The sequence below is a fragment of the Caldicoprobacter guelmensis genome, from assembly GCF_016908415.1.
Lineage (GTDB): Bacteria > Bacillota > Clostridia > Caldicoprobacterales > Caldicoprobacteraceae > Caldicoprobacter > Caldicoprobacter guelmensis.
Map to the genome: position 1 here is coordinate 19020 of NZ_JAFBDW010000010.1, position 21615 is coordinate 40634.

The window sequence follows — 21615 nt, forward strand, 5'->3', positions numbered from 1 at the left end:
GTCTCTGCTATCTTTGCAATTCGGCACATCTCAAACAATACTCGTATACTGGAGGCATTATATGCCACAATATTTTTAATGTCTTTTATATCCATTTTCAATTACCTCTACATCTTTATACAGGAAATATATATTAGACAAAAAATTTATAAATCCTTTTAGTAATGTATGTAATTATACTTCCTGTTTTTACCCGCTTAGACTCGGTTAGATGGATTCTAATTTTCTAAACTATTTTCAATCTTCTCCCTTACAATCTTTATGGTTTTGATTTCATAGGGTTTAATATTTGTTCTAAGTTTCCGACCATCAATTGTAATGTTTTCTGATCTCAAAATTTCTTCCATCAGATTCACTTCATAAGCCTCCTTTATGTTATCGGAAATTTCTATTTCCAGGATTTGCTCTTTGCCTTCTGTTTCAAGTAGTCGCAATATTTCTCCTTTTTTGTCTTCTGATTTTTTCCAAGTCATCAACAAGATACTATCACTACCACACAACCCCAAGAAAGATATTTCTTGAGGTAGACATCCTTCCGGCGTTTCAGCAAAAACAGGAATTAGAGGATAGTTAAATTCATACGCCTTTTTAAAAGTACCAGCTTCTCGCCAGTCACCTATATGAGGATAAAGAGCATAATTTATTGTGTGTTTCCCAAGATCCATAACTGATTCAGTGAGGTTTTCCAATTCTTCCAAGCTTATGTTATAATAAGGCAAAGGAAAACTCGGGGTTCTCAGCAGGGACATTCTCACAAAGTTTCCATGGACATCGAATCCGTATTTACTGTCATTCAAAAGGCTTACTCCATATTTGCCATCAGTAAATGTATAATCAAGCCATTTTTGCCCAGAAACTTCCCACTTTGCTCTTTCTGCAGGACTTGCGTCTTTTGAGTCAGGATTTCTGCGGACTATATGACCATAGGGGACTTCATAGGTTGTAAAATCGTTGTAGCCATTAAAATGAAATCCAACTTTTATCATCTTGTGTTTTTCATGCCAGTCAATATCTGTTTTGAAGAATATTAATGGAATTGACTTGTAGAGGCTGATCTTCAATGTAAATGTGCTATCTTTCTCACTTTGATCTTTGTATTTATATTTTACTGTTATTGATGAACTCAACTTATTTTCTTCTTTCAATATACTAACTGGCTCATGCAATTCATCGAGTTTACCAAGCCAAATATTCCATGGCCCCTCAATTAGAGTTTCATCTTCATATATTTGAATGATGTTTCCACCTTTTTCGCCCAAAACCTCCCTTTCTCTTTTCTTATCATAAATGCTCTTAATAACTCCTGTATCACCCACTTCTATTTTGAAGAATTCATTTTCAATAACTTTGTTGTCCAAGAGATCGTTTGAAGCTTCCTTGTTTTCTTGATTTACCCATTCTACTATTCTATATACTTTGTAACCAACACTAGGTACATTTTTTGCCAAAAATTCCACATATCTCTTTCCATTTTCTGTAACAATTTGATAATCTAAAAGATTACCCTCACTATCTTTTATAGCAAAGTTAGAAAAACCTATTTTTTCAAGTTCAACTTTTACAACGTTGTTCCTCTGCCATGATAAAGGATTGAATACAAATAATGATTTACCTGTGCCAGTGGTGCCAACATTATTTTTTCGTAGGATATAGTCCAAGGACTTCTGGATAACACTATTTGTAAAATCGAAAATCTTCTTGAAATCTTCTTCAGAATCCTTATAAACCTTTTCAATGGAGGTACCAGCTATCGAATCATGAAATTGATTTAATAACAAAATTTTCCAAATTTCCTCAAATTCTTCAACTTTAAAATTCATTCCCAATGAGTTTGCAATCGTTGAAAATCTTTCTGCTATGTCTAATGCAATTTCTGCTCTTCTGTTGTTCAGCTTTATCTTTGCAAAACTCGTATATGTGCCTCTGTGGGTTTTTAGATAAAGTTCATCTTTGAATTCAGGTAATTTGTCTTTTATTGGGTCAATTTTTTCCTCGAAATACCTGTGTGCTTTGATGAAATCTATTTTTTCAATCTCATCATTTTTGTATTCAAAGAGCTTTTTAAGCATTTCTTCAGTAAAACCACCACCATGGTCTCCCTTACCGTATGGAAAGATGGAAGCTTTGATCTTGTGTCTTCCGAATATAAATTTAGCTTGTCTAATTAGATGTTCAGGATCAGTATTGTTGTATCCACCAGGAGTTTCATATCCTATGATTTCCGAGCCATCGATTGATTTCCAACGAAATAAGAAATACGGGAACGGTAGAGTAGTTTGCCAATTAAGTTTGGAGGTAACGAAATACTCGATGCCGGATTTTTTAAATATCTGTGGCAAAGTTGAAGCAAAACCAAAAGTATCGGGTAACCACACAACTTTGACATCGAAGTTGAATTTCTCTTTGAAGTACTTTTTGCCATAGAGGATCTGTCTGACCAAGGACTCTCCTGATGGAATATTGCAATCTGATTCTACCCACATTCCACCAAGAATCTCCCATTTGCCTTCTGACACTAATTTTTTAATCTCCTCAAAAACTTCTGGATAATATTTTTCTATCCATTCATAGAATTGAGCGCTGCTTTGTGCGAATATAAGGTTTGGATATTTCTTGAGCAAGTCTATAGCATTAGTAAAAGTTTTATAACAACAAATCTCCACAGTTTCCTTCCTATCCCACAACCAAACCGCATCAATATGTGAATGGCCAACAACATAAATCTTCAATTTCATTCATTCTCCCCCCTCAGAAGGTAATGAAAGTAAATACTTGTTATTATTAAAAAAATTTCCTAGTTTTTCTTGTAAAAATTTTGGTAGGCGATCCACCTCCTTTAAGGAAGTAACTTCGTTTAAAACCTCATTGTAAAAATTTTTTAGAATATCAGGATACAAAAAAGAGATATTAGGCCCATCAAGATTTTTCAGGTTAAGTCCTTTAAATTTTAAAGAAATGTAATTTGTAGCAGATATTAAATCCGATTTTTTTAAGTATAAATACGAATATCTTGAACAACTCAACCAACCTGCTAATAAAAAGGCTTCTCTAGGATTGGTACTGTTTTTGGGGATGGAAAGGGTGATTGTATCTAGATCAAAAACTTTCAAGTTTTTCCCTAATGAAGGTACGTTTGTAAATTTAAAACTATCCAAGTATTGAATAAACCATTGAGGAGCTATCATAAAGACAAAATCATTAGACCTTTCAAGCATATGGTCATAACTTAAAAATTCTAAAACTCCTTCATTGTAAAGAATCTGAAGATACTCAAACAGCTTGTTTAAAGATTCAATATCGAAGTTGAAATAATTTCTATTTTGAAAATAATCTAATACCTTTTCATGGTTTCCCCACGAAAAACCAATTAAAAATGCAGGATCACTTGGAATAGCAAGAAATTTTTTACCATAAGAGACTTTTGAGAATTTTTCTAAAATTTTTTCAAAATCATTCCAATTTTCTGGAACGTTTAAGTTGTTATCTTCCAAAAATTGTTCGTCATAGAATAAAACAGCTGGTCCAAGAATATAAGGCAGTCCATAAACCTGTAATCTTGGTTCTGTAGGTATTTGGCAACTGTGACAATATGGCCCTTCTATTATAGGAACTACTTCAATACGCCCCGAAGCATTCCAGAGCCACTTTTCGAACATTTCTTTATAGTAGAGATCAGCACCCATTTTTGACAGATTCGTGAGTTGTTTTTGATTTGCATAGTAGTTTAACAAGGGAAGTTCGACAAATACAAGGTCTGGACATTTATCTGGATCTTGTATTGATTCATCTAATTGTGAATAATAATTTTCGTAGTCTATTTGCAACCATTCAATCTTAATATTTTTGTATCTTTTTTCAAAGGCTCTCAGAACACTTTCGGGTTCTGGTATCCAAGATAGAACCTTTAGAGTAACATTCTTCTGATTTTTGTAAGATGGTAAAAAGTCTTTTGAACAGCCTATGAAATTGAAATTAAATAAGAAAAGGTATAAACTTAAAATAATGATGGCGGTCGCTTTATTCATCTTCAAGTTCTTTCCCCTCATACTTAAAACACATTACCTCTCTTCCGTCATCCGTTTTTACAACTTTAGGACGCGATTTTTTACATATATCCATGACATATGGACAGCGAAGAGCAAACTTACATCCGATTGACTCATACTCCTTTACTTCTATTCCAGAAAGCTTTATATCTTCTTCCCATTTTTTATCAACTCTTGGAATAGAAGATATCAAAAGCTCAGTATATGGATGAAGAGGCTGAGTTAAAACTAAATCCGAGGCCCCATATTCTATGATGTTTCCTCTAAACATTATTGCTATAAAATCACTAACGTAATACGCTGTAGAAAGATCGTGAGTTATGTACAAACAACTGACGTTGTATTCATCTCTGAGAGCTTTGAAAAGATTCATTATATTCATTCTTATCGAGGCATCAACCATGCTTACGGGTTCATCTGCTACTAAAAGTTTCGGCCTTGGCAGTAAAGCCCTTGCAACAGAAACCCTCTGGAGTTCACCACCCGAAAATTGCTTTGGATACCTTCCAATTACTTTTTCAAAGCTTAATCCAACCGCCTCAAGAACTTCTGAGATCATTTTATTAGCTTCTTCCTTGTTTTTTGCACCACAAATATTGTAAGCAGTATCATAGAGATAACTGCTCACTCTCCTCAAATTGTTAAAAGCAGCAAATGGGTTTTGGAAAATTGGCTGTACAATTTTTCGATACTCAAGCAACTCCTCCGATTTCTTTAACTTAGTTATATCTTTCTTGTTTAAAAGTATTTGTCCTTCTGAAGGTTCTATAAGCCTCAAGACCATCTTAGCAAGAGTTGTTTTCCCGCTCCCAGATTCTCCAACGATACTAACTATAACAGGTTTTTTTGAGTCAATGCTCAAATTCACTTTATCTACAGCTCTTAACTTTGTACCTAAAATTAAACCACCTATTTTAAAAATTTTGGATACGTTTTTTAGTTCAAGTAATTTTCCATTCTCCTGCATCTTCTTTCACCCTTTTCCCATTTTTTTGAAATAAGTGACAAGCAACAAAATGATTCTTTGAGATCTCTACCATTTCCGGAACTTCTTTTTCACAAATTTTCATTTTGGAGGGGCACCGAGGATTAAAACGGCAACCCGTAGGGGGATTTAAAAGGTTTGGTGGACTACCCTTTATACCTTCTCTTTGTTCTCTATCACCTATTCTTGGAAGAGAATTAATCAATAACTTAGTATATGGATGATAAAGATTGTTGAATACTTCATTCGTTGGACCAATCTCAACTATCATTCCAGCGTACATAATAACTATTTTATGAGTGATCTGATAATGAACCCCCATGTCATGGGAAACTACTATTAGAGAGTTTTTCAATTCCTTCTGAATATCTCTTAACATTTGAAGAATACCTCTCTGAACAACAACATCCAATGCTGTAGTTGGTTCATCTGCAAGTACTATACGTGGCTTAAGAAATGTTGCCATGGCTATTATTATCCTTTGTTGCATCCCTCCACTAAGTTGATGTGGGAACGAATCAAGAACATCTGGAGGAAGCCCTAGAGCTTTTAAATACTCCCTAACCTCTTCCATGACCTCTTCTTCTCGAAAATTAGAATCTCTCTTTATACTCTCTATAAATTGTTTTTTTATCCTCGTTACTGGATTCAATACATGCAATGATGCCTGCGGAACATAGGATATATATCTCCATCTAACTTTTCTCAGTTCATCATTTTTGGCATTTAACATATTTAACCTTTCACCGTTAACTAACAAATTTATTTCACCAGAAATCGTTTTCATAGGATACTTTACAAATCCATATATAGCTTTGATTAAAGTAGATTTTCCACACCCCGATTCACCAGCGAGTCCCACTATTTCTCCTTCGTTTATATTAAAACTCACATTATCAACTGCTTTAACATAACCTCCAAGGGTGGCATAATAAACATGTGCTTGATTTATTTCCAATATTTTTTCAGTCATTTTAAGACCTCCCAGAAGCTAAATGTTCTTGAAGCCCTTTTGAAGTTAAGAAAAGACTAACAAAAAGTATTATCATAGCTACCACTGGCGATGCTATCCACCACCATAAACCTCTAAAAATAGCTTGATATTGCATTGCCCAATAGATACTAGTTCCTAAAGTAGCTTCTTCAAGAGCAGACAGCCCTAATACTGCAAGAGTAGCCTCTTGTCCTATTGCTACCAAAATCGCGTTTATGAAATTGGCAATGGTCCATGAAACAACATGTGGAAAAATTTCAACAAACAAAATCTTGTAAGGTTTTTCTCCTGAGAAAAATGCCATACTAATGAAATCTCTTTCTCTTAGACTTAAAGTCATTGCTCTAACCTGTCTAGCAGGCCATGACCAACTGAATATAGATATTATCAATCCAAGAACTATTATGGAAGCTCTACCTTTAAAGAGGAAGGCCAATAATATCAATATAGGAAGTGATGGAACAGCAATAAATGTATCAGTAATTGCCATTAGCACTCTATCTACTGTTCCACCTGCAAATCCAGCTGTTATACCTATAGTAACTCCAAGAGCTCCTCCTACTACTGCCGCTACTAAACCTATAATGAGCGAATTTTTGATACCTTCTGCCAAAAACCAGAAAACATCCGTTCCAAGCGAAGTCGTCCCCAAAGGATGCTTAAATGAAGGAGGTAATTCTTCAGGAACAGTTCCCCAACTTCTTGGATCATAAGGCGAAAAATTAGAAACAATAAACCCTAAGATAACAAATACCATCAGCATTATGAAACCCACTACGAATCTTTTATTGTCCCATATAGAAACTACTATTCTCTTTGATTTCATATTTTTGCCCTCCTAAGTTCATCTATATCTGACTCTAGGATCTACAAATGGATATAATATGTCAACAACTAAACATGCAGTCGCTACGGCAAAAACAGAAATAGTTATAATTCCCATCATTAAGTTAAAATCAGCACTCGTTATTGCCCTATACAGCAACATTCCAATTCCTGGGTAAGAAAACATTATTTCTGTTATGAGCGATCCGCTAAAGATTGTTCCCATTGAGAGAGCTAAAGCAGTAACCTGAGGAAGCATAGCATTTTTCATCACATATCTAAACATTATTTCATTTTCCGTTAAACCTTTTACTTCGGCAAAAGAAACGAATTCTTCCTCTCCAATATTTCTAGAAAGAGCATCCATACTCAAAAACCACCAACCAAATCCTACTATTATTAACGAAAGTGCAGGAAGGAAGGCAGTTTTCAGGACATCTTTTATAAAGATCCAACTAAATGATGGTTTAACTCCTATAGATGAACCACCAGCCGACATTGGGAAAATTGGAAAAATGTAACTTAAAAGAAGAATTAAAGTCAGAGCAACTATATAATAAGGAATAGGTCTTATAACCATTGCAATATCTTCCAATACTTTTGAATACCATCTATCTTTTCTAAAACCTGTTATAGCTCCTATTATATTTCCAAGAAACCATGAAATAATAGTCGTTAATGATAGGAGCCATATTGTCCAAGGCAGAGACTCCCTTATCAGTTGATTCACTGATGTTGGAAACATTGCGTATGAAGGTCCAAAATCTCCTCCCGCTAAAATTCTTTTCCAAAAGCTTATATATTGTTCAAATATACTCCCTTCCAAACCAAAAGTTTCTTTCAACGATTTTTGCATTGCTTCTAATGCAGTAGCATCCATATAACTTCCCTGAGCTGTTAATCTACCTATTAGTGCAGCCACAGGATCGATAGGGGAGAATCGGGGAATAAGAAAAACAAAGGTCATGCTCACAAATATAACTACAAAATATGTTATTATCCTTGATATCAAGTACTTGGTAAAACGCATGCTCTTCCTCCTTTTAATTTCACTGGGAATCCCTTAAGGGATTCCCAGTGAAAAATAACTATAACTCATTTTACTTTCTGCCCGTTGGTCTTAAATGCGGAAGTATAAGCTTAAAGTTACCCCACCACCACGTTGGAGCCATATATGGATCGTCAGCTGTTGGCCAACCTTCCCAATAATATGTGTCAACTGGAACAATCTTTGTTGTTCCAACAATTGGAGTAAATGGCTGTTCTTCAATAAGTATCTTAAGCATTTCTCTACCGATCTCTACAACTTCAGAATCTGTTGGTTGGTATTTTTCCATCTCATCAGCTAATCTACTATATTCATCATTTACCCATCTTTGAACATTGCTAGTTGCAACTTCGCCTATAGGTTTAACCCACCTCTTGTGGAAACCATTACCTATACTTGCCCAGAAATCAGGAATAGCTCCACATCCAGGCCATCCTGTACTAACTTCAAAATCACCTGTTTGTTGCATGGTAGTAAACGCTGAAGCTTCTACCAACTGTGCATTAGCATCTATTCCAAACTTCCTCCATTGCTCCGCTACTATTAAGGCTATTCGTGTACTATCATTGAAAGCTCCATGACCAACTATGGTTATTCTCCACGGTTCACCGTTTGGTAAATACCATTTTCCATCTTTCTTTGTAAAACCTTGAGACTTCAACAATTTCTCAGCTTCTGCTGGATCATACTTCCACCAACCATAACCAAATACCTTCTTTGCACCTTCAGGATCTGTTGATATATCGTACTTTTCAGCATACTCTTTTGCGGTTTTAACGGGTATCTCAGGATCGAATGGTTTGTATCCATCAGGCAAGGTGAAGTTCCTTATCCAGGAATCAAGGGCATCAAAATATGGTTCTTTATAAACTGTCAATGGTGGTATATGATATGGTGAATATCTAACTGTTCCACCAAATCCTCTCTTGTTGACTTCCACTGCATCGATGGCAAGAATCAAAGCCCATCTTACTAATTTGTTGTCAAATGGTGATTTCGCACAGTTAAAGGTTATACCTTTTGCACAACCATCCTCAGGCCAACCCCATGGAAGATCTTTATACCATGCCATTGCATATTTGTTTCTTCTTTTAAGTGCATCCCATCCTTCCGGCGTTAAAGCCACAAGTTGATCAAGATTATGTTGTGCGGCAGCTATAACTCTTTTTTCCTCTGTGCCGTATGTATAGTAAAGTATATATTTAGGAGTGGGTTCACCTATTGCTTTACCTACTCCACTTCTATCCCAATCTTTTCTCTTTTCATATAAGAACCAATAACCACTTGGATCGTAATCTTTTAATACATAGGGTCCCGTAAATACCGGTGGATTATTTTCGAATTTTGCATAGTCATCTACTTTCTCCCAAATGTGTTTTGGAACAACCTTGAATTGAGCACCCCATAGAATATTAGCAAATAATGTTATTAGTTTTGCATAAGGTCTTTTAAGCTCTATGTATACCGTATATTTATCCTCTGCTTTTGCTTCCTTTATTAAATCATGCCAGAAAGTGTAAATTGGTATTTCTTTTTTAGTAGCAAGCATCATAATTGTAAAAGCAACATCATCAGCCGTAAACTCTACACCATCACTCCAATAAATACCCTGTTTTAACTTTATCCGCCATTTCGTATAATTGTTATCTAAGGCTTGTGGAAATCCTTCTGTCAATAATGGAATCCATTCTCCTGTTGTAGGGTTGATTTCCCACATGTACTCTATTAATAGAGTGTGAAGTCCTGCGTCCCCACGCCACCCTGGAGCATATGGATTCCAAAGATTTGGGTTTCCAACTCTTCCACCATCGATATCGCAGATCAAAGTTTCAGAACGTGGAACTCCTCCTGGTAATTGTGATTGCCCTCCAGGTAACCCCAAAACAAAAACCACTATTAAACTTGCTAAAATTAAAACACTCACAAGCCCCAGCAAAAGAATCTTCTTTTTTCTCATAAAAAATTCCCTCCTTTCAAAGTAGTTAGGCTGTTCAAGGTCAGTGGTAAAAAATTTAAACACATCTATAGTCCTTAAAAAGAGAAGAATATCCCCTTTCACAAACATCTCAAAAGGAGATGTTCTCCTCCCTAAAAAATGTTCCCTCCTACCTCTCCTTGCTATTATTTTAACAACATTTTCCTCAACGGCCATGACAAGTAAATCAACAATCTCTTTCTGTCTCTTGGCAGAAATCTTTCAAAATTTCACACACTAAAAAATCATCACCAAAAGTTCTCTTTTAACTTCCACATTATTTTATTGTAATAAATTTATTGTAATAAAAAATATATTATCACTCACCTGCCATTTTTCTTTCTATGAAGATGTTTGGAATCCTTCTCCTCTACATCATATAGAAAGTATCCACATTCCCAAATTTTAGAAACCTCTTTTTGTTTTTGAGATATTAAGTCAGGAGTTTGTCTGCCATACGAAAGACTTTCTCTATAACCTTCTTTCATACCTCAGGATTTATTAAATATTCAACTTCATTTTAAAGAACTTTGTCTTTAGTGTTTGCAATACATTCCTCTCTTTCCATATACATATCCAGAGTCCAATTACATGTAGAACTGACGTAACAATATATAGCCTTGTTTTATGAAATCCTTGACGTAACTAACTATTTTTAGTAGTTCTTATAAGACCTGTTGTATCGGCTACCTCACCTTGAGACATTTCTTCATTTATGAAAAGCTCTAACTGGAAGCTACTTTTAAAGAGGATTCTACTGGTATACCTCTGTGTAATAAATTAGGCTAATTTATTATTTTTACAATTTCTTTATTATTATTATCCTATAGTTAAACAAAAAAGTCAACTTCAGAAAAATTTTTATTTTTGACGATTATTATTCTCAGATTTCTTGTATTTGCATTTCTGATAAAATTACTTGCAAAATCATCACATATTATTACATTACCTAAGTTTTGTGCAAACATCACTTAACAAATGGTTAAATAAGGAAACTCAACTAGACATACCTTGGCCTTGTTAACGCTTCTATTAACAGCTTAGCCAACTTGGTAAGTGGTGGTATTATCACATGTATCCCCTCCGCTGCCCTCTCCACAAAACCTTTAACTCTAGAGCATTTCTTCACTAAAGTCTTTACCCCCATCTCCCTAAGCTCGCTACCTTCTAGCTTTATCTCCTAAACCATGTAATAAGATTATGCGTCATTGTCATTATCAACAAAAAAGTATAAATACCATAAAATTTGCTGGTCCTTAAGTTCTTTATCCCATACGTGTTCTTCGCCATCTTGAAAAATGCTTCTATCGTTTGTCTCTCATTGTAAAAATGAAAAGCCTCCTCACATGATAACTTCTCCCTACTTATGTTGGTATAAAGCATCGTATATGTTAAATTTCCTTCTTTATTCCTAAACCGCACCAGTATTACTCTCATCCTCCCCTTTTGAGGAAGTTCATATACCCACGCTCCCTCACTTACCCGTTTATACGCACTTTTAGGTACCTCCCTTGCAATATTGGCTGCTGTCCTCGGAGAATATCCCTTAACAATAAACTTGAGCCCTTTAATACTCATAAGCTTTTCTATGTTCTCTAAAGAACCATATCCACTGTCCATCCTTATTATCAACTTCCCTTCTTTAAGGTGTTCTGTATATTATTTAGAGGTTATTGATGATAATAAGTCTTCCAATCTATTCTGACAGTGGGTATTCCCTGGGTCCAAATATAAGTCAACAATCTCCAAATGTTCCCCTGCAAAAGCTACCGATAGCTGATAACCTTCCTTACCTGCTTTATTGGGGAAATAACCCTTGCTGGCAAACTCATAGCTCTTCCCGCTTACACATAATCCAGATTGATCTATATCTATTGCTACTTCCTCTGGAGAATGTATAGAGTTACTGTGCTCCACAAACAGCTGGTTATGAATATCCCTAAGCTGGATTACACTTTCATCATCAGTACGAGTCAACAACCTGTTTATCTGCAACTGATCAGGAAATCTCTCCATAGAAAGCATATTAGCAGCTAGACTTTCAGGACCTAATATTTCATTGATATCCTTGGTGTATTCGCATCCCATAATAATGGAAGCTACCAGAGTAAACAATTTTTGGGTTACGGTATAGCGAACCTCCTTCATCTTAAGTTTAAAAGTTTCAAAAGGCTTAAAAAAGCCGATATTGAGTGCAAACTGCAATACTGAAGCCAGCCAAACAGAAACAGTTTCTTCGCTATTGCAATCAGTAGCTGAAAATGTTATTCTATCCATAGGGTAATACCACCTTTCTTTTGTTTTTTTGTGATAAATAACTATTTCGACAAAGGTGGCTATTACCCTTTATGTAATTATTGGTATATCAGTTATTGGAATTTTTATACATTTTTATTGCTCTCGTTTGCACAAAATTTTCGTACCTACATTGTATTTTTACACGCTCTCGAAAAGTCCGAGAGCTTTATTTATATGTATTTCAAGGCTCAGCCTTTGAGCTTCACCCCTTCAAAGAAAAAAAAGCAGGCTCCGTGAGCTCGATAAAGCTATCTCTAAGCTCTACCTACTCAACCTAGATAACCTGCTCCCAATAATAAAACCTCTTTACACTGACTTCAGGCGCCCAGCTAAAAATCAGCAGGGCATTATTCGCTCGTTGACACTTATGCTTGACCAACAAGAACATTCTATCACAAAATGGGCCAAAAAGGTACAACATGATCAACTTTTATTCGATATTTGTGGCTTCGATTCCGATAAAGCCCCTGGCGTCGGCTCCTACTATGACCTCCTCTGGCGCCTTTGGCTTGCTTCTCATAAAAAACTCCTAAAAAGAATACGCAATCTTCGCCCTTTCTCCCCTAAACCTAATAAAAGGTTTAAACCCAATCAAAAGCTGCCCAATAAACACCCAGGTATCGTAAGAAAACTTGTAGATCGCACTATTAAATGCAAACTCCCTGACTTTAGACCCGAGAAAATCCTTCAAGAATTCCTCGCTCACTGCCTCGTCGATACCTCCGCACAAATGGGCCTCTTGGGTGATACTTCCAAACTATCTGTCGCCTTCGATGGCTCATCTTACAACTCTGGTGCAAGCCATTACGGCACCAAAGTCTGTGACTGCCAATCTAAAGGTATCTACAACTGTACCCGCAAAAGGCGCTTCTCTGACCCTGAGGCAACCTGGGGCTGGGATAGCTACCGCAACCAGTGGTTCTACGGTAGCACCCTATTCACTGTCACCGCTTCCGATAGCCCCTATGACCTCCCTATATACATGCGAATAGTCCAGGCCAACCGTCACGATAGCGTTACTACCATCTTTGCCCTAAGGGACATCCATTCTATCTACCACAACCTCACCTTTAAACATTTTATCGCTGACGGCGCTATGGATAACTACCCAACTTATGACCTACTCAAACACTATAACATAATACCTTTCATAGCACTGGATTCCCGTACTAAACTTAAATTTGACTACCCTCATCCCGACATCCTTTGCTTTGATTACAAAGGAAGACCTATATGTCCTGTATGATGAGGTTTGCCATGACTACCTTTGCCGCAGTCAATATCCATCTTGATGCTTGGATTAAACATACAAACTTTAGTTTTGTAGATACCTTTATCAAGGCAGCGTAGACAGCCTGGTTTACAACTTCTATAGCTTTTTCTAGAAGCTTTAAAAAATCCTATTTTTAAAGCTTAGGTTGTTATACCTTTTTTAGGTTATCCAGGCAATACCATATGAATTTTTCAAGGTACATTTCTTATATTTGCTGATGATATCTACAATTTTTGTCAAAATAACCCTTTTCCTATTTTCTTTTAATCTATTTTCTTTTAATTATTCTCATTCACTTTTTGAGAGTGTTTATCTTTATTAATAAGCAGTGGTTTTAAAACCGTCAAAAGTTCAACACAATGCGCTGCAGGCTTCGGTTGTGCGTAAACTTTTATTAATTCTAATATATCAATCATAGGTCTTACAAATACAAATAGATCATTCTAATTTTTTGTTGTACAATCTTAAGAAAAAAGCATAGCTATAAAGATTTTGCCGCTGGTAATGATAGATATCTCATTATTCAAATACCTGAGACACAAATTTACTGATAATACCTCTTTCCTGAAGCTGTTTATTGATAAACTGTACGGTGCCGCCACCTCTCGATCCCGTCTCCATAGCCGTCTCTCGCAAAATCCGGGCAACTCTACCCACATTGAGTCCTTTCCCTTTTGCTGTTACTGTTATACTTTGAGGATTGAATCTCCGCAAATTCACAAAAAAATCATCAATAACGTCTACCTTATCAAGAGCAGGGTTCATATATAATTATCCAACTTCATCAAGAGTGACTAATTTCATTAAGAATCAAGGTTTTAAGACAGATTTTACATCTCTTATTCCCTTGCAGCCTCCGCCATAGCAATCACATTTTCCAAAGGAACATTCGACAATATAGCCTCGTGACTTGGGCTTATAATCAAATTAGGGCCTAAAAGTTCCCGAAGCCTTCGCACCTCATCCTTGATTTGTTGTGGCGTTGCTTTTATTAAAAGCTCCTGGGTGTCCACCCCTCCCACAAAGGCAATATGATTCTTGAATTCCCGAGCAAGGGTTTGGGTATCCATGTTGGCCGCTTTAGCCTGCAAAGGGTGCAGGGCATCCACTCCCGCATCAATAAGCAGTGGAATTATTTTGTATATAGAACCGCATGAATGCAATAATACCTTTTTATGGTGCTTTCTGGCTACATCAATAAGCTTTTTTAACCCCGGCAGAACAAATCGCTTGAAAGCTTCAGGTGAAATTAACAGGTCCAGCTGAGTGCCAAAATCATTGCCAAAAAAGAAAGTATCTACATCATTCCCAAGGACAGTAAAAAAACGCTCATTAGCTTCCGCCAGAAAATAGATAACATGATTTGTGACTGCCTCAACAACAGCCGGATAGGTATACATCTTTATAAAATAGTTTTCCATGCCGAAAAAAATCGGCAACAATATGGAAGAAAGGACTCCAAAAACCTGTAAAAACCACCTTATCCGAATACTTGCGCACTTCCTCCAAAACGTCCTGAAAATCCAGATAGTCAAGATTGGTCCATGGAAACTTCTCAACCTCCTTAACGGACTCGCATTGAGCAAAGTATCCCCCTCACCATGGGCCTTTTTCCCACGCCCTCCATATATGTCAAAAATGGGCTTACCTTCGGGATGCTTATAAGCCCGATCTGCAATAACCCAACGGCAGTCGTCATGGAGATACTCAAAAAGTTCCTCTCTACTTGTCACACCTAGCTTTTCCAAATATAATTTTTCAGTATCGGGGTAGGGATTCCCCGTCCAGAAACCAACAGCCCCTTTAGACAGCTGGTTAAAAATACGGTTTATTTTTTCTCTTGAATTCATGTTAATCCCTCCTTAATCCTCAACCACCACGCCCTATACCTCATTAGAATGTTCTAAATATAATGCAGCTTTTTTAAACGAACTATAAAAGAAGGCCGGGAGAGCCGTATTTGTTGTACACCCCGACCTTTTTATATGTCAATTAAGTCTTGCTTAACCCTCAAGTTTATTTATTCTTGTTCTTAAATTTTAAATCATATGCCTCCTGATGTATTTCGATGAATCTTGCTAAATTCATATCATCCAGTGTCTTCAGATAGATTTCCCATTCGGTCTCCAAATCAGCATCTCCTGTAATGAACCTGGCAACCATCTGTTTTACATAATCTAGAATGGTTTTTTCCAAATCCGCCAGTTCACTGGCCTGCTCCTCTGTAAATACCAAAGGAGGCAAAACTTCAGTGTAATCTGGTCTAAACGGTTCATACAGTTGAGTAGCCTCATACAGTATTTTTTCCAAAGGTTGTTCAGGATCATACACTTCACTTAAACGAAAATGAGAGGTACGGGCTTGGGGACCACTCTGATACCAACAGTTGTTCTGAACGGTTTCAGTCCATGGAACCAAAAGCTTATATAATCCCGGTCCGCCGTGGAGTCCGATTTCACCTTCTTTTGCCCACCGCCATTCTTTATCCGGCCTACCAAACAAGGACCGTAGCATGGTTTCAAGTTCATACATGCCGTCAATCCATTTAAATGCAACCTCAGGATACTGACATTTCTTTGTAATCACTGTGTCGAAACCGGTCATGAAAGGGTTATAGTAACAGGTAGGTTTAGTGCCTTCCGGCCCCTGAAGGGGTGGAACTATTACATACTCCAGCCACCGGCCGCTTTGTCCATAGAACTGTGTGAAAACCCCCATGTGTCCGCCCACGGCAGAGCCTAAAATGGGTATCTCTGGGTTTTCTCCCATTTGACGAAGTTGATCTCCATCCTGGGTAAAAGACTCGGGACTTATCAATCCTTCATCATACAACTCCTTTAGATACTTAAGTCCTTGCTTCCACTCGGGTTTATTGAAGCTCACATCTATTTTCCCGTCTTTTATGGTCATGGATTTGTTATTATCACAGTAGATGAAGGAACACATAAAGAAGCCAGGGAGCTGGGCAAACCATCCTGTAGTAGCAGCGGCAAAAGGAATTTCATCGGCTTTCCCATTGCCGTTGGGATCCTGGGTCTTAAACGCCCTTAAGATTTCTCTGTATTCCTCCAAAGTCTTGGGAATATCAAATCCCAGTTTATCCAGCCAGGGTTTATAAATCCATAACTTCTGTGCCATGGAACAGTGATAGCAGTGGTTGATGTCGGGCATGGCATAGATATTTCCATCGGGAAAAGTAATCACATCCTTAACATATGCCATCTCTTCATCTTCCAAAACCTTTTTTAATTCAAATCCGTGCTTATCAATCAGATCGTTTAGTGGTATAAAGACACCTTGGGAACCAAAAGACATTATCTGGGACGCCGTTAATCCAGCACTCATAATAACATCAGGATAATCTCCGCTCGCCAAGATTAAATTAAGCTTTTCTTGACCTCCCTTTACCGGTAAAACATCAAACTGGGCGTGAACATTGGTTTTTTCTTCATACCATTTAGTGAATTCATTGCTATTGAAGTCTTCGACAGCAGGATTGCCCCCTATCAATACGGTAAGGGTTACCTTTTTGTCTACAATGGGATATTGTCCTGGAGCCGATACCTTTACGCCTACAACAGTATCATCTTGACTTTTACCGGCGTCAGGTTTAGTTGTCCCTTGTTCATTCTCTGAAGGTTTTTCATCGGTTGAAATTGTATCCTTCTTACCACCACATCCAATAAAAAGCAATGATAAAACAAGACATAAAGAAACGATTAACACCAAGCTTTTTTTCATGTTTATTTTCCTCCTTTACATTAGTTGTATTTTCACTCTCTCATCTTAAAGGCCTTAATCTTTTAAAGCCCAAGATGGAGAGTAAAATTCATTTACAATTTATCCTTTCAAGGAGCCTATCATTACCCCTTTAACAAAGTGTTTCTGGACAAAGGGATAAATAACAAGAACCGGTACACTTGCTACTACAATAAGGGAATATTTAAGGCGGTACTTTAATGCTTCTCGTGCCATAGCATCCCGTACATCATACATAGACAATTGGGCTGCATCAATCTCATTTTGTATTAAAATGTCCCGTAAAATGATTTGAAGAGGATAAAGTTTCTGGGATTTTAAAAATATTAACGCATCAAAAAAAGAATTCCAATGGCCTACTGCATAAAAGAGAGCATTAACCGCTATAATGGAGTAAGACAGTGGAACGACCACACTCCAAACAAAGCGAAAGTCGGAACAGCCATCAAGTTGGGAGGCTTCCAGAAGTTCATCGGGAATATTTGTCTGAAAGAAAGTCCTGGTTATTATTACATTCCACACGGACATGGCATTAGGTATTATCATGGCCCAACGGGTATTAAGCATTCCAAGTTCACGTACAAGTAAATAATATGGAATAAGTCCTCCACTAAACATCATAGTAAACGCAAATAAAAACATCCAAAATCCTCTAAACAAAAAATCTTTACGGGAAAGAGGATAAGCAGCCATGATGGTTAGAGTAACATTAATAAGTGTGCCAGTTGTCATATAAAAAAAGGAATTAAGAAACCCCGTTACTAACCTCTTATCGTTAAATACCGCCTCATAGCCCGCCAAATCCCATCCCACAGGCCACAACCAAACTTCTCCTGAAATCACGGCGTGGGATGTACTTAAAGATGAACTTACTACATAAATTAACGGATATAATACTATTAAAAGCGCAAAGAATAAAAGAAGAGTGTTTACCGTGTCAAACACACGATCCGCTATTGTCTCATGCATATTACTTCTTTTTTTAACCATAACACTGTTCCCTTCCTTCCTACCACAAGCTGGTTTCACCAATTTTTTTCGCAATTCTATTTACAGTTACAATTAAAAACAGGTTTACAACCGATTTAAACAATCCCACCGCCGCTGGATAAGAATAATTTATTGTTTGAGAAGCTAGACCCACTTTATATACAAAGGTGTCTATTACTTCCGATGTTCTCAAATTCAACGGGTTTTGCATAAGCAATATTTTCTCAAACCCGGTATTTAGAATCTGGCCAGTATTAAGTATTAACAATATTACTATCGTTGGTAGAATTCCAGGTAAATCTATATACCATACCCTATAAAATTTATTAGCTCCATCTACAATAGCTGCTTCATGTAATGTTGGATCTATTGATGCTAATGCTGCCAAATATATAATAGCTCCATAACCAGTATACTGCCATATCCCTGACCATACATATATAGATTTAAAATACTCTGGAACTCCCATATAATTAACCCTTTCCAATCCCAAAAGTTCCCTTATTACATTAACAATACCCACCCTAGGAGATAGAAATTGCAGCACCATGCTTACCATTACCACTGTAGAAATGAAATAAGGAGCATAGGTAACCATCTGAACAGTCTTTTTAAAACGCTCACTCCTCGCATAGTTTAACATAATAGCCAGTATAATGGGAAACGGAAACCCAGCGGCCAGATTGTATAAACTGATTCCTACAGTGTTCTTTATTAACTTCCAAAACTCATGAGACCTAAAAAACCGTTCAAAATGCTTAAATCCTACCCATGGACTATTAACAATTCCTTCAGTAAACCGGTAATCTCTGAAGGCAATTTGAGCTCCATACATAGGTACATACTTAAATGTGATTATATATATAAGAGGCAGTAAAAAAAGTACATATAGTTGCCAACATTTCGAAAAGCGCATTCCAAGTCGCGAAAGTTCGCTTTCCTTTTTATGTCCATAGAATAAAGTTGACTGAGGCATCTCTTTGGCCATAGATCCTATCACACCTTTCTTCCATATCACCTATTTTCTATTACCGTATTGATAATGTTTGACTACATTATATATAATTGATGACTTAAATGTAAATATACACAAATTTATCTTTATCCAACTTTTTTAGACTCAAATAAATTGCACAAAATTTTTTATTGCACTTGTTGTTAACGTTTTTTACAGAGATTCATTTCTTTAATCTATTTTTTTTGCAAATAAAAAAATCAGACAAGAGAACTAAATCCTTGACAGATCTCTATGGATTCTCCGGTATTGACCTGGAGACATACCATATCTCCTTCTAAACGCCCGACAGAACGAATTGGACGAGTTATACCCCACAGCATCAGCAATTTCAGAAACAGATAGATTAGTATTGACTAAAAGGTTTACAGCATGGTTCAACCGTACTTCCTCCAAATAGGATGAAAAGTGATTTCCCATTTGTTCTTTAAAAAAGAGAGATAAATATGCCGGAGAATAATTAAATCTTTTCGCCACCACTAACAGGGATAAATTCTTATCTGCATAATTCTCCTGAATAAATTGACAGAGTTCTTTCATTAAACGTATGCTCTGAGTCTTTTTTCGTTCGTTGATCACTCGACATATGTGAATAAAAGAATCAATAATAAAGCTAAAGCTTTCATCATAAAGCCCGTAAAAATCATTCTGATTATTAAGCCTGTCTCCAAACCGATAGATTTCCTCACCTTCAATGGAAACCTCCTGCATAATCCTGATCAAAGTCCCATACAATTGATTTAAAAAAACCTTTAACATCCCAGGAGTTAGCTTCCGCCTAATGAAATTTTCAATTTGAAGATTTTTTAATATTTCTGTAACTTTTTCTTCATTGCCATCCTTTGAAAAGTTCATAAGTCTATATTCCCATTCTCTGGGATAAAAAACCCCATATTGTTTATCCATGATTTCTGGATTCCAAAGCTCATAAGCATGTTCACCATTAATTTGAGCATAATCTAGTATCTGTAGTTCCTGCTGAATAGAATAGGTTAAATCTAGGAGTTGTGAACACAGCTCACCACAAGCAAATTGAACCTCTATCCCAAACTGTTGAAGTAATTGTTCCCTCACCCTTTGAATGCAGTTGCTCATCTGCTTTCGATAGTAATTGAAATTTTCTTCCTCCATCACAAATATCAATAGTATTCGATGACCAGCAATATCATGGAAATAGGTTTTTGTAAAGCTACACTTTAGCAAAACTTCCTTAACCTTCAAGCGCCGGATATCCAATTCTTTCATTATTTCACTATCAGCTTTGGCCTTCTGCTGTCCGTACCCCAATATCTGGACGATAGAGGCTGCATAATTAGAACCCTCAATGTCAAGTCCAATATAGTTAGCATAGTTCCTTGCCTCTTTCTCTGAAGAGAAATCCCCGTTGATCAACTGTTGATAAAAAGATGTGCGTAAAAATAATACCTGTTGCTCAATAGTTTGAGTTAACAATTCATTGTTTTTAATAACTCTTGTTCTGCAAAAAAGGCAGTGGAATTGGTAAAGCTACCAAAAATTAAATATGGCATAGTTACTAAAGCTGTGGTAAATTTATTTATCATAAATTCATCACAGGGAGGTAGTAACTATGCCAACAACCATTGTAAATCATAATAACGAATTAGTTGCCTTTTTGCAAGATGTAAATTATGGAATGAACAAAGCACAATTTAATCATCTGGTTACAATGGTGGAAGGCAGCATCCAGGTTGAAGGCAAACTATCGATATCCAAGATAGCTGAGAATATTGTTATTGCAAAGGATAAGAGCTGTATTTACAGGTTTTTAAGTAAATCCCCCTGGGATGATAAACAGTTGAACAGAAACCGTATAAACTTTCTTAGCTATCATCTAGAACACAACATAAGACCAGGTGAGGTTGGTTTTCTGGTTATTGATGATACTACCAACTTGAAAGATATAAGAACTAAACGTATGGAAGGATTAGATTTTCATTACTCCCATACAGAAGGCAAGATTTGCTGGTCTCATTGTGTAGTGACTTCGAATTTTGTAGCGGGGCCATATGCTATGCCATTTCACTTCAAAGCCTATTACAGGGAGGAGAAGTGCAAGGAGCTAGGGATTGAATTTGAGAGCAAAGTAGATATTGCCAAAGGATTTATAAGGGAGTTTCATACTCCATCGAATATAAAACAGCTTTATGTTTTAACTGACAGCTGGTATACAAGTACTTCATTAATAGAAGAAGCTTTAAGTAAGGGGTATCATGTTATTGGGTGCGTTAAACCTAATAAGACGATATCTCCTTGTGGTGTGAAGGTTAAGGTTTGTGAGTTTATCAAGTACATTGAGCCGTCCACCCTTGACCTAGTTACCGTTGAGGGTAAGGAGTACAGGGTATATCGATATGAAGGGAAGGTTGGTACATTTGATAATGCTGTT

16 protein-coding genes and 1 pseudogene are annotated in these 21615 nt (G+C 36.6%); 2 read left to right on the forward strand and 15 right to left on the reverse strand.

What is annotated here, in order from left to right:
- Nucleotides 1–218 precede the first annotated feature (218 nt).
- From JOD02_RS10855 to JOD02_RS11560, 9 genes and pseudogenes are all read right to left on the reverse strand, one after another.
- Nucleotides 219–2735, reverse strand: coding sequence for an alpha-mannosidase (locus tag JOD02_RS10855; RefSeq protein ID WP_204489461.1), 2517 nt, complete (start codon nt 2733–2735; stop codon nt 219–221).
- Nucleotides 2736–4025, reverse strand: coding sequence for an ABC transporter substrate-binding protein (locus JOD02_RS10860; RefSeq protein WP_204489462.1), 1290 nt, complete (start codon nt 4023–4025; stop codon nt 2736–2738).
- Nucleotides 4018–5013 (reverse strand): ABC transporter ATP-binding protein, encoded by a 996-nt coding sequence (locus tag JOD02_RS10865; RefSeq protein ID WP_204489463.1) that lies wholly within the window; start codon nt 5011–5013, stop codon nt 4018–4020. The genes JOD02_RS10860 and JOD02_RS10865 overlap by 8 nt, the downstream gene beginning before the upstream one ends.
- Nucleotides 4988–6004, reverse strand: a complete 1017-nt coding sequence (locus JOD02_RS10870; protein ID WP_204489464.1) for an ABC transporter ATP-binding protein — start codon at nt 6002–6004, stop codon at nt 4988–4990. The genes JOD02_RS10865 and JOD02_RS10870 overlap by 26 nt, the downstream gene beginning before the upstream one ends.
- A 1-nt stretch (nt 6005) precedes the next feature.
- Entirely contained in the window at nt 6006–6851 is an 846-nt protein-coding gene (locus JOD02_RS10875) for an ABC transporter permease (protein WP_204489465.1), read from the reverse strand.
- An 18-nt stretch (nt 6852–6869) separates the two neighbouring features.
- Entirely contained in the window at nt 6870–7880 is a 1011-nt protein-coding gene (locus JOD02_RS10880) for an ABC transporter permease (RefSeq protein WP_204489466.1), read from the reverse strand.
- A 70-nt stretch (nt 7881–7950) separates the two neighbouring features.
- Nucleotides 7951–10050: an ABC transporter substrate-binding protein gene (locus JOD02_RS10885; protein ID WP_204489468.1), complete on the reverse strand. Its 2100-nt coding sequence runs from the start codon at nt 10048–10050 to the stop codon at nt 7951–7953.
- Between the two features lie 823 nt (nt 10051–10873).
- Nucleotides 10874–11002 (reverse strand): hypothetical protein, encoded by a 129-nt coding sequence (locus JOD02_RS11715; RefSeq protein ID WP_279380702.1) that lies wholly within the window; start codon nt 11000–11002, stop codon nt 10874–10876.
- 44 nt (nt 11003–11046) lie between these two features.
- Nucleotides 11047–12150, reverse strand: a pseudogene (locus tag JOD02_RS11560) (transposase).
- A gap of 751 nt (nt 12151–12901) precedes the next feature.
- On the opposite strand from JOD02_RS11560, the gene JOD02_RS11565 reads away from it, so the two are divergent.
- The gene (locus JOD02_RS11565) at nt 12902–13417 is read left to right on the forward strand and encodes a transposase (RefSeq protein WP_243426521.1); all 516 of its coding nucleotides are present in this window, start codon (nt 12902–12904) and stop codon (nt 13415–13417) included.
- A gap of 546 nt (nt 13418–13963) precedes the next feature.
- On the opposite strand, the gene JOD02_RS10905 is transcribed toward JOD02_RS11565, so the two are convergent.
- The 6 genes from JOD02_RS10905 to JOD02_RS10930 form a co-directional block, all read right to left on the reverse strand.
- Nucleotides 13964–14209, reverse strand: coding sequence for a hypothetical protein (locus JOD02_RS10905; RefSeq protein ID WP_204489472.1), 246 nt, complete (start codon nt 14207–14209; stop codon nt 13964–13966).
- A gap of 74 nt (nt 14210–14283) precedes the next feature.
- On the reverse strand, nt 14284–15294 hold the full coding sequence (locus JOD02_RS10910; protein ID WP_204489473.1) for a uroporphyrinogen decarboxylase family protein: 1011 nt from the start codon (nt 15292–15294) through the stop codon (nt 14284–14286).
- A gap of 166 nt (nt 15295–15460) precedes the next feature.
- Nucleotides 15461–17185 carry an ABC transporter substrate-binding protein gene (locus JOD02_RS10915; RefSeq protein WP_204489474.1) on the reverse strand — a complete coding sequence of 575 codons (1725 nt, stop codon included), beginning with the start codon at nt 17183–17185 and terminating at the stop codon, nt 15461–15463.
- Nucleotides 17186–17284: 99 nt separating this feature from the next.
- Nucleotides 17285–18193 carry a carbohydrate ABC transporter permease gene (locus tag JOD02_RS10920; protein WP_204489475.1) on the reverse strand — a complete coding sequence of 303 codons (909 nt, stop codon included), beginning with the start codon at nt 18191–18193 and terminating at the stop codon, nt 17285–17287.
- Nucleotides 18194–18212: 19 nt separating this feature from the next.
- Nucleotides 18213–19181, reverse strand: coding sequence for an ABC transporter permease (locus JOD02_RS10925; protein WP_243426522.1), 969 nt, complete (start codon nt 19179–19181; stop codon nt 18213–18215).
- 240 nt (nt 19182–19421) lie between these two features.
- Nucleotides 19422–20453, reverse strand: coding sequence for a helix-turn-helix transcriptional regulator (locus tag JOD02_RS10930; protein WP_204489476.1), 1032 nt, complete (start codon nt 20451–20453; stop codon nt 19422–19424).
- Nucleotides 20454–20796: 343 nt separating this feature from the next.
- On the opposite strand from JOD02_RS10930, the gene JOD02_RS10935 reads away from it, so the two are divergent.
- A partial coding sequence (locus JOD02_RS10935; RefSeq protein WP_204489477.1) for a transposase occupies nt 20797–21615 on the forward strand: 819 nt, incomplete at its 3' end.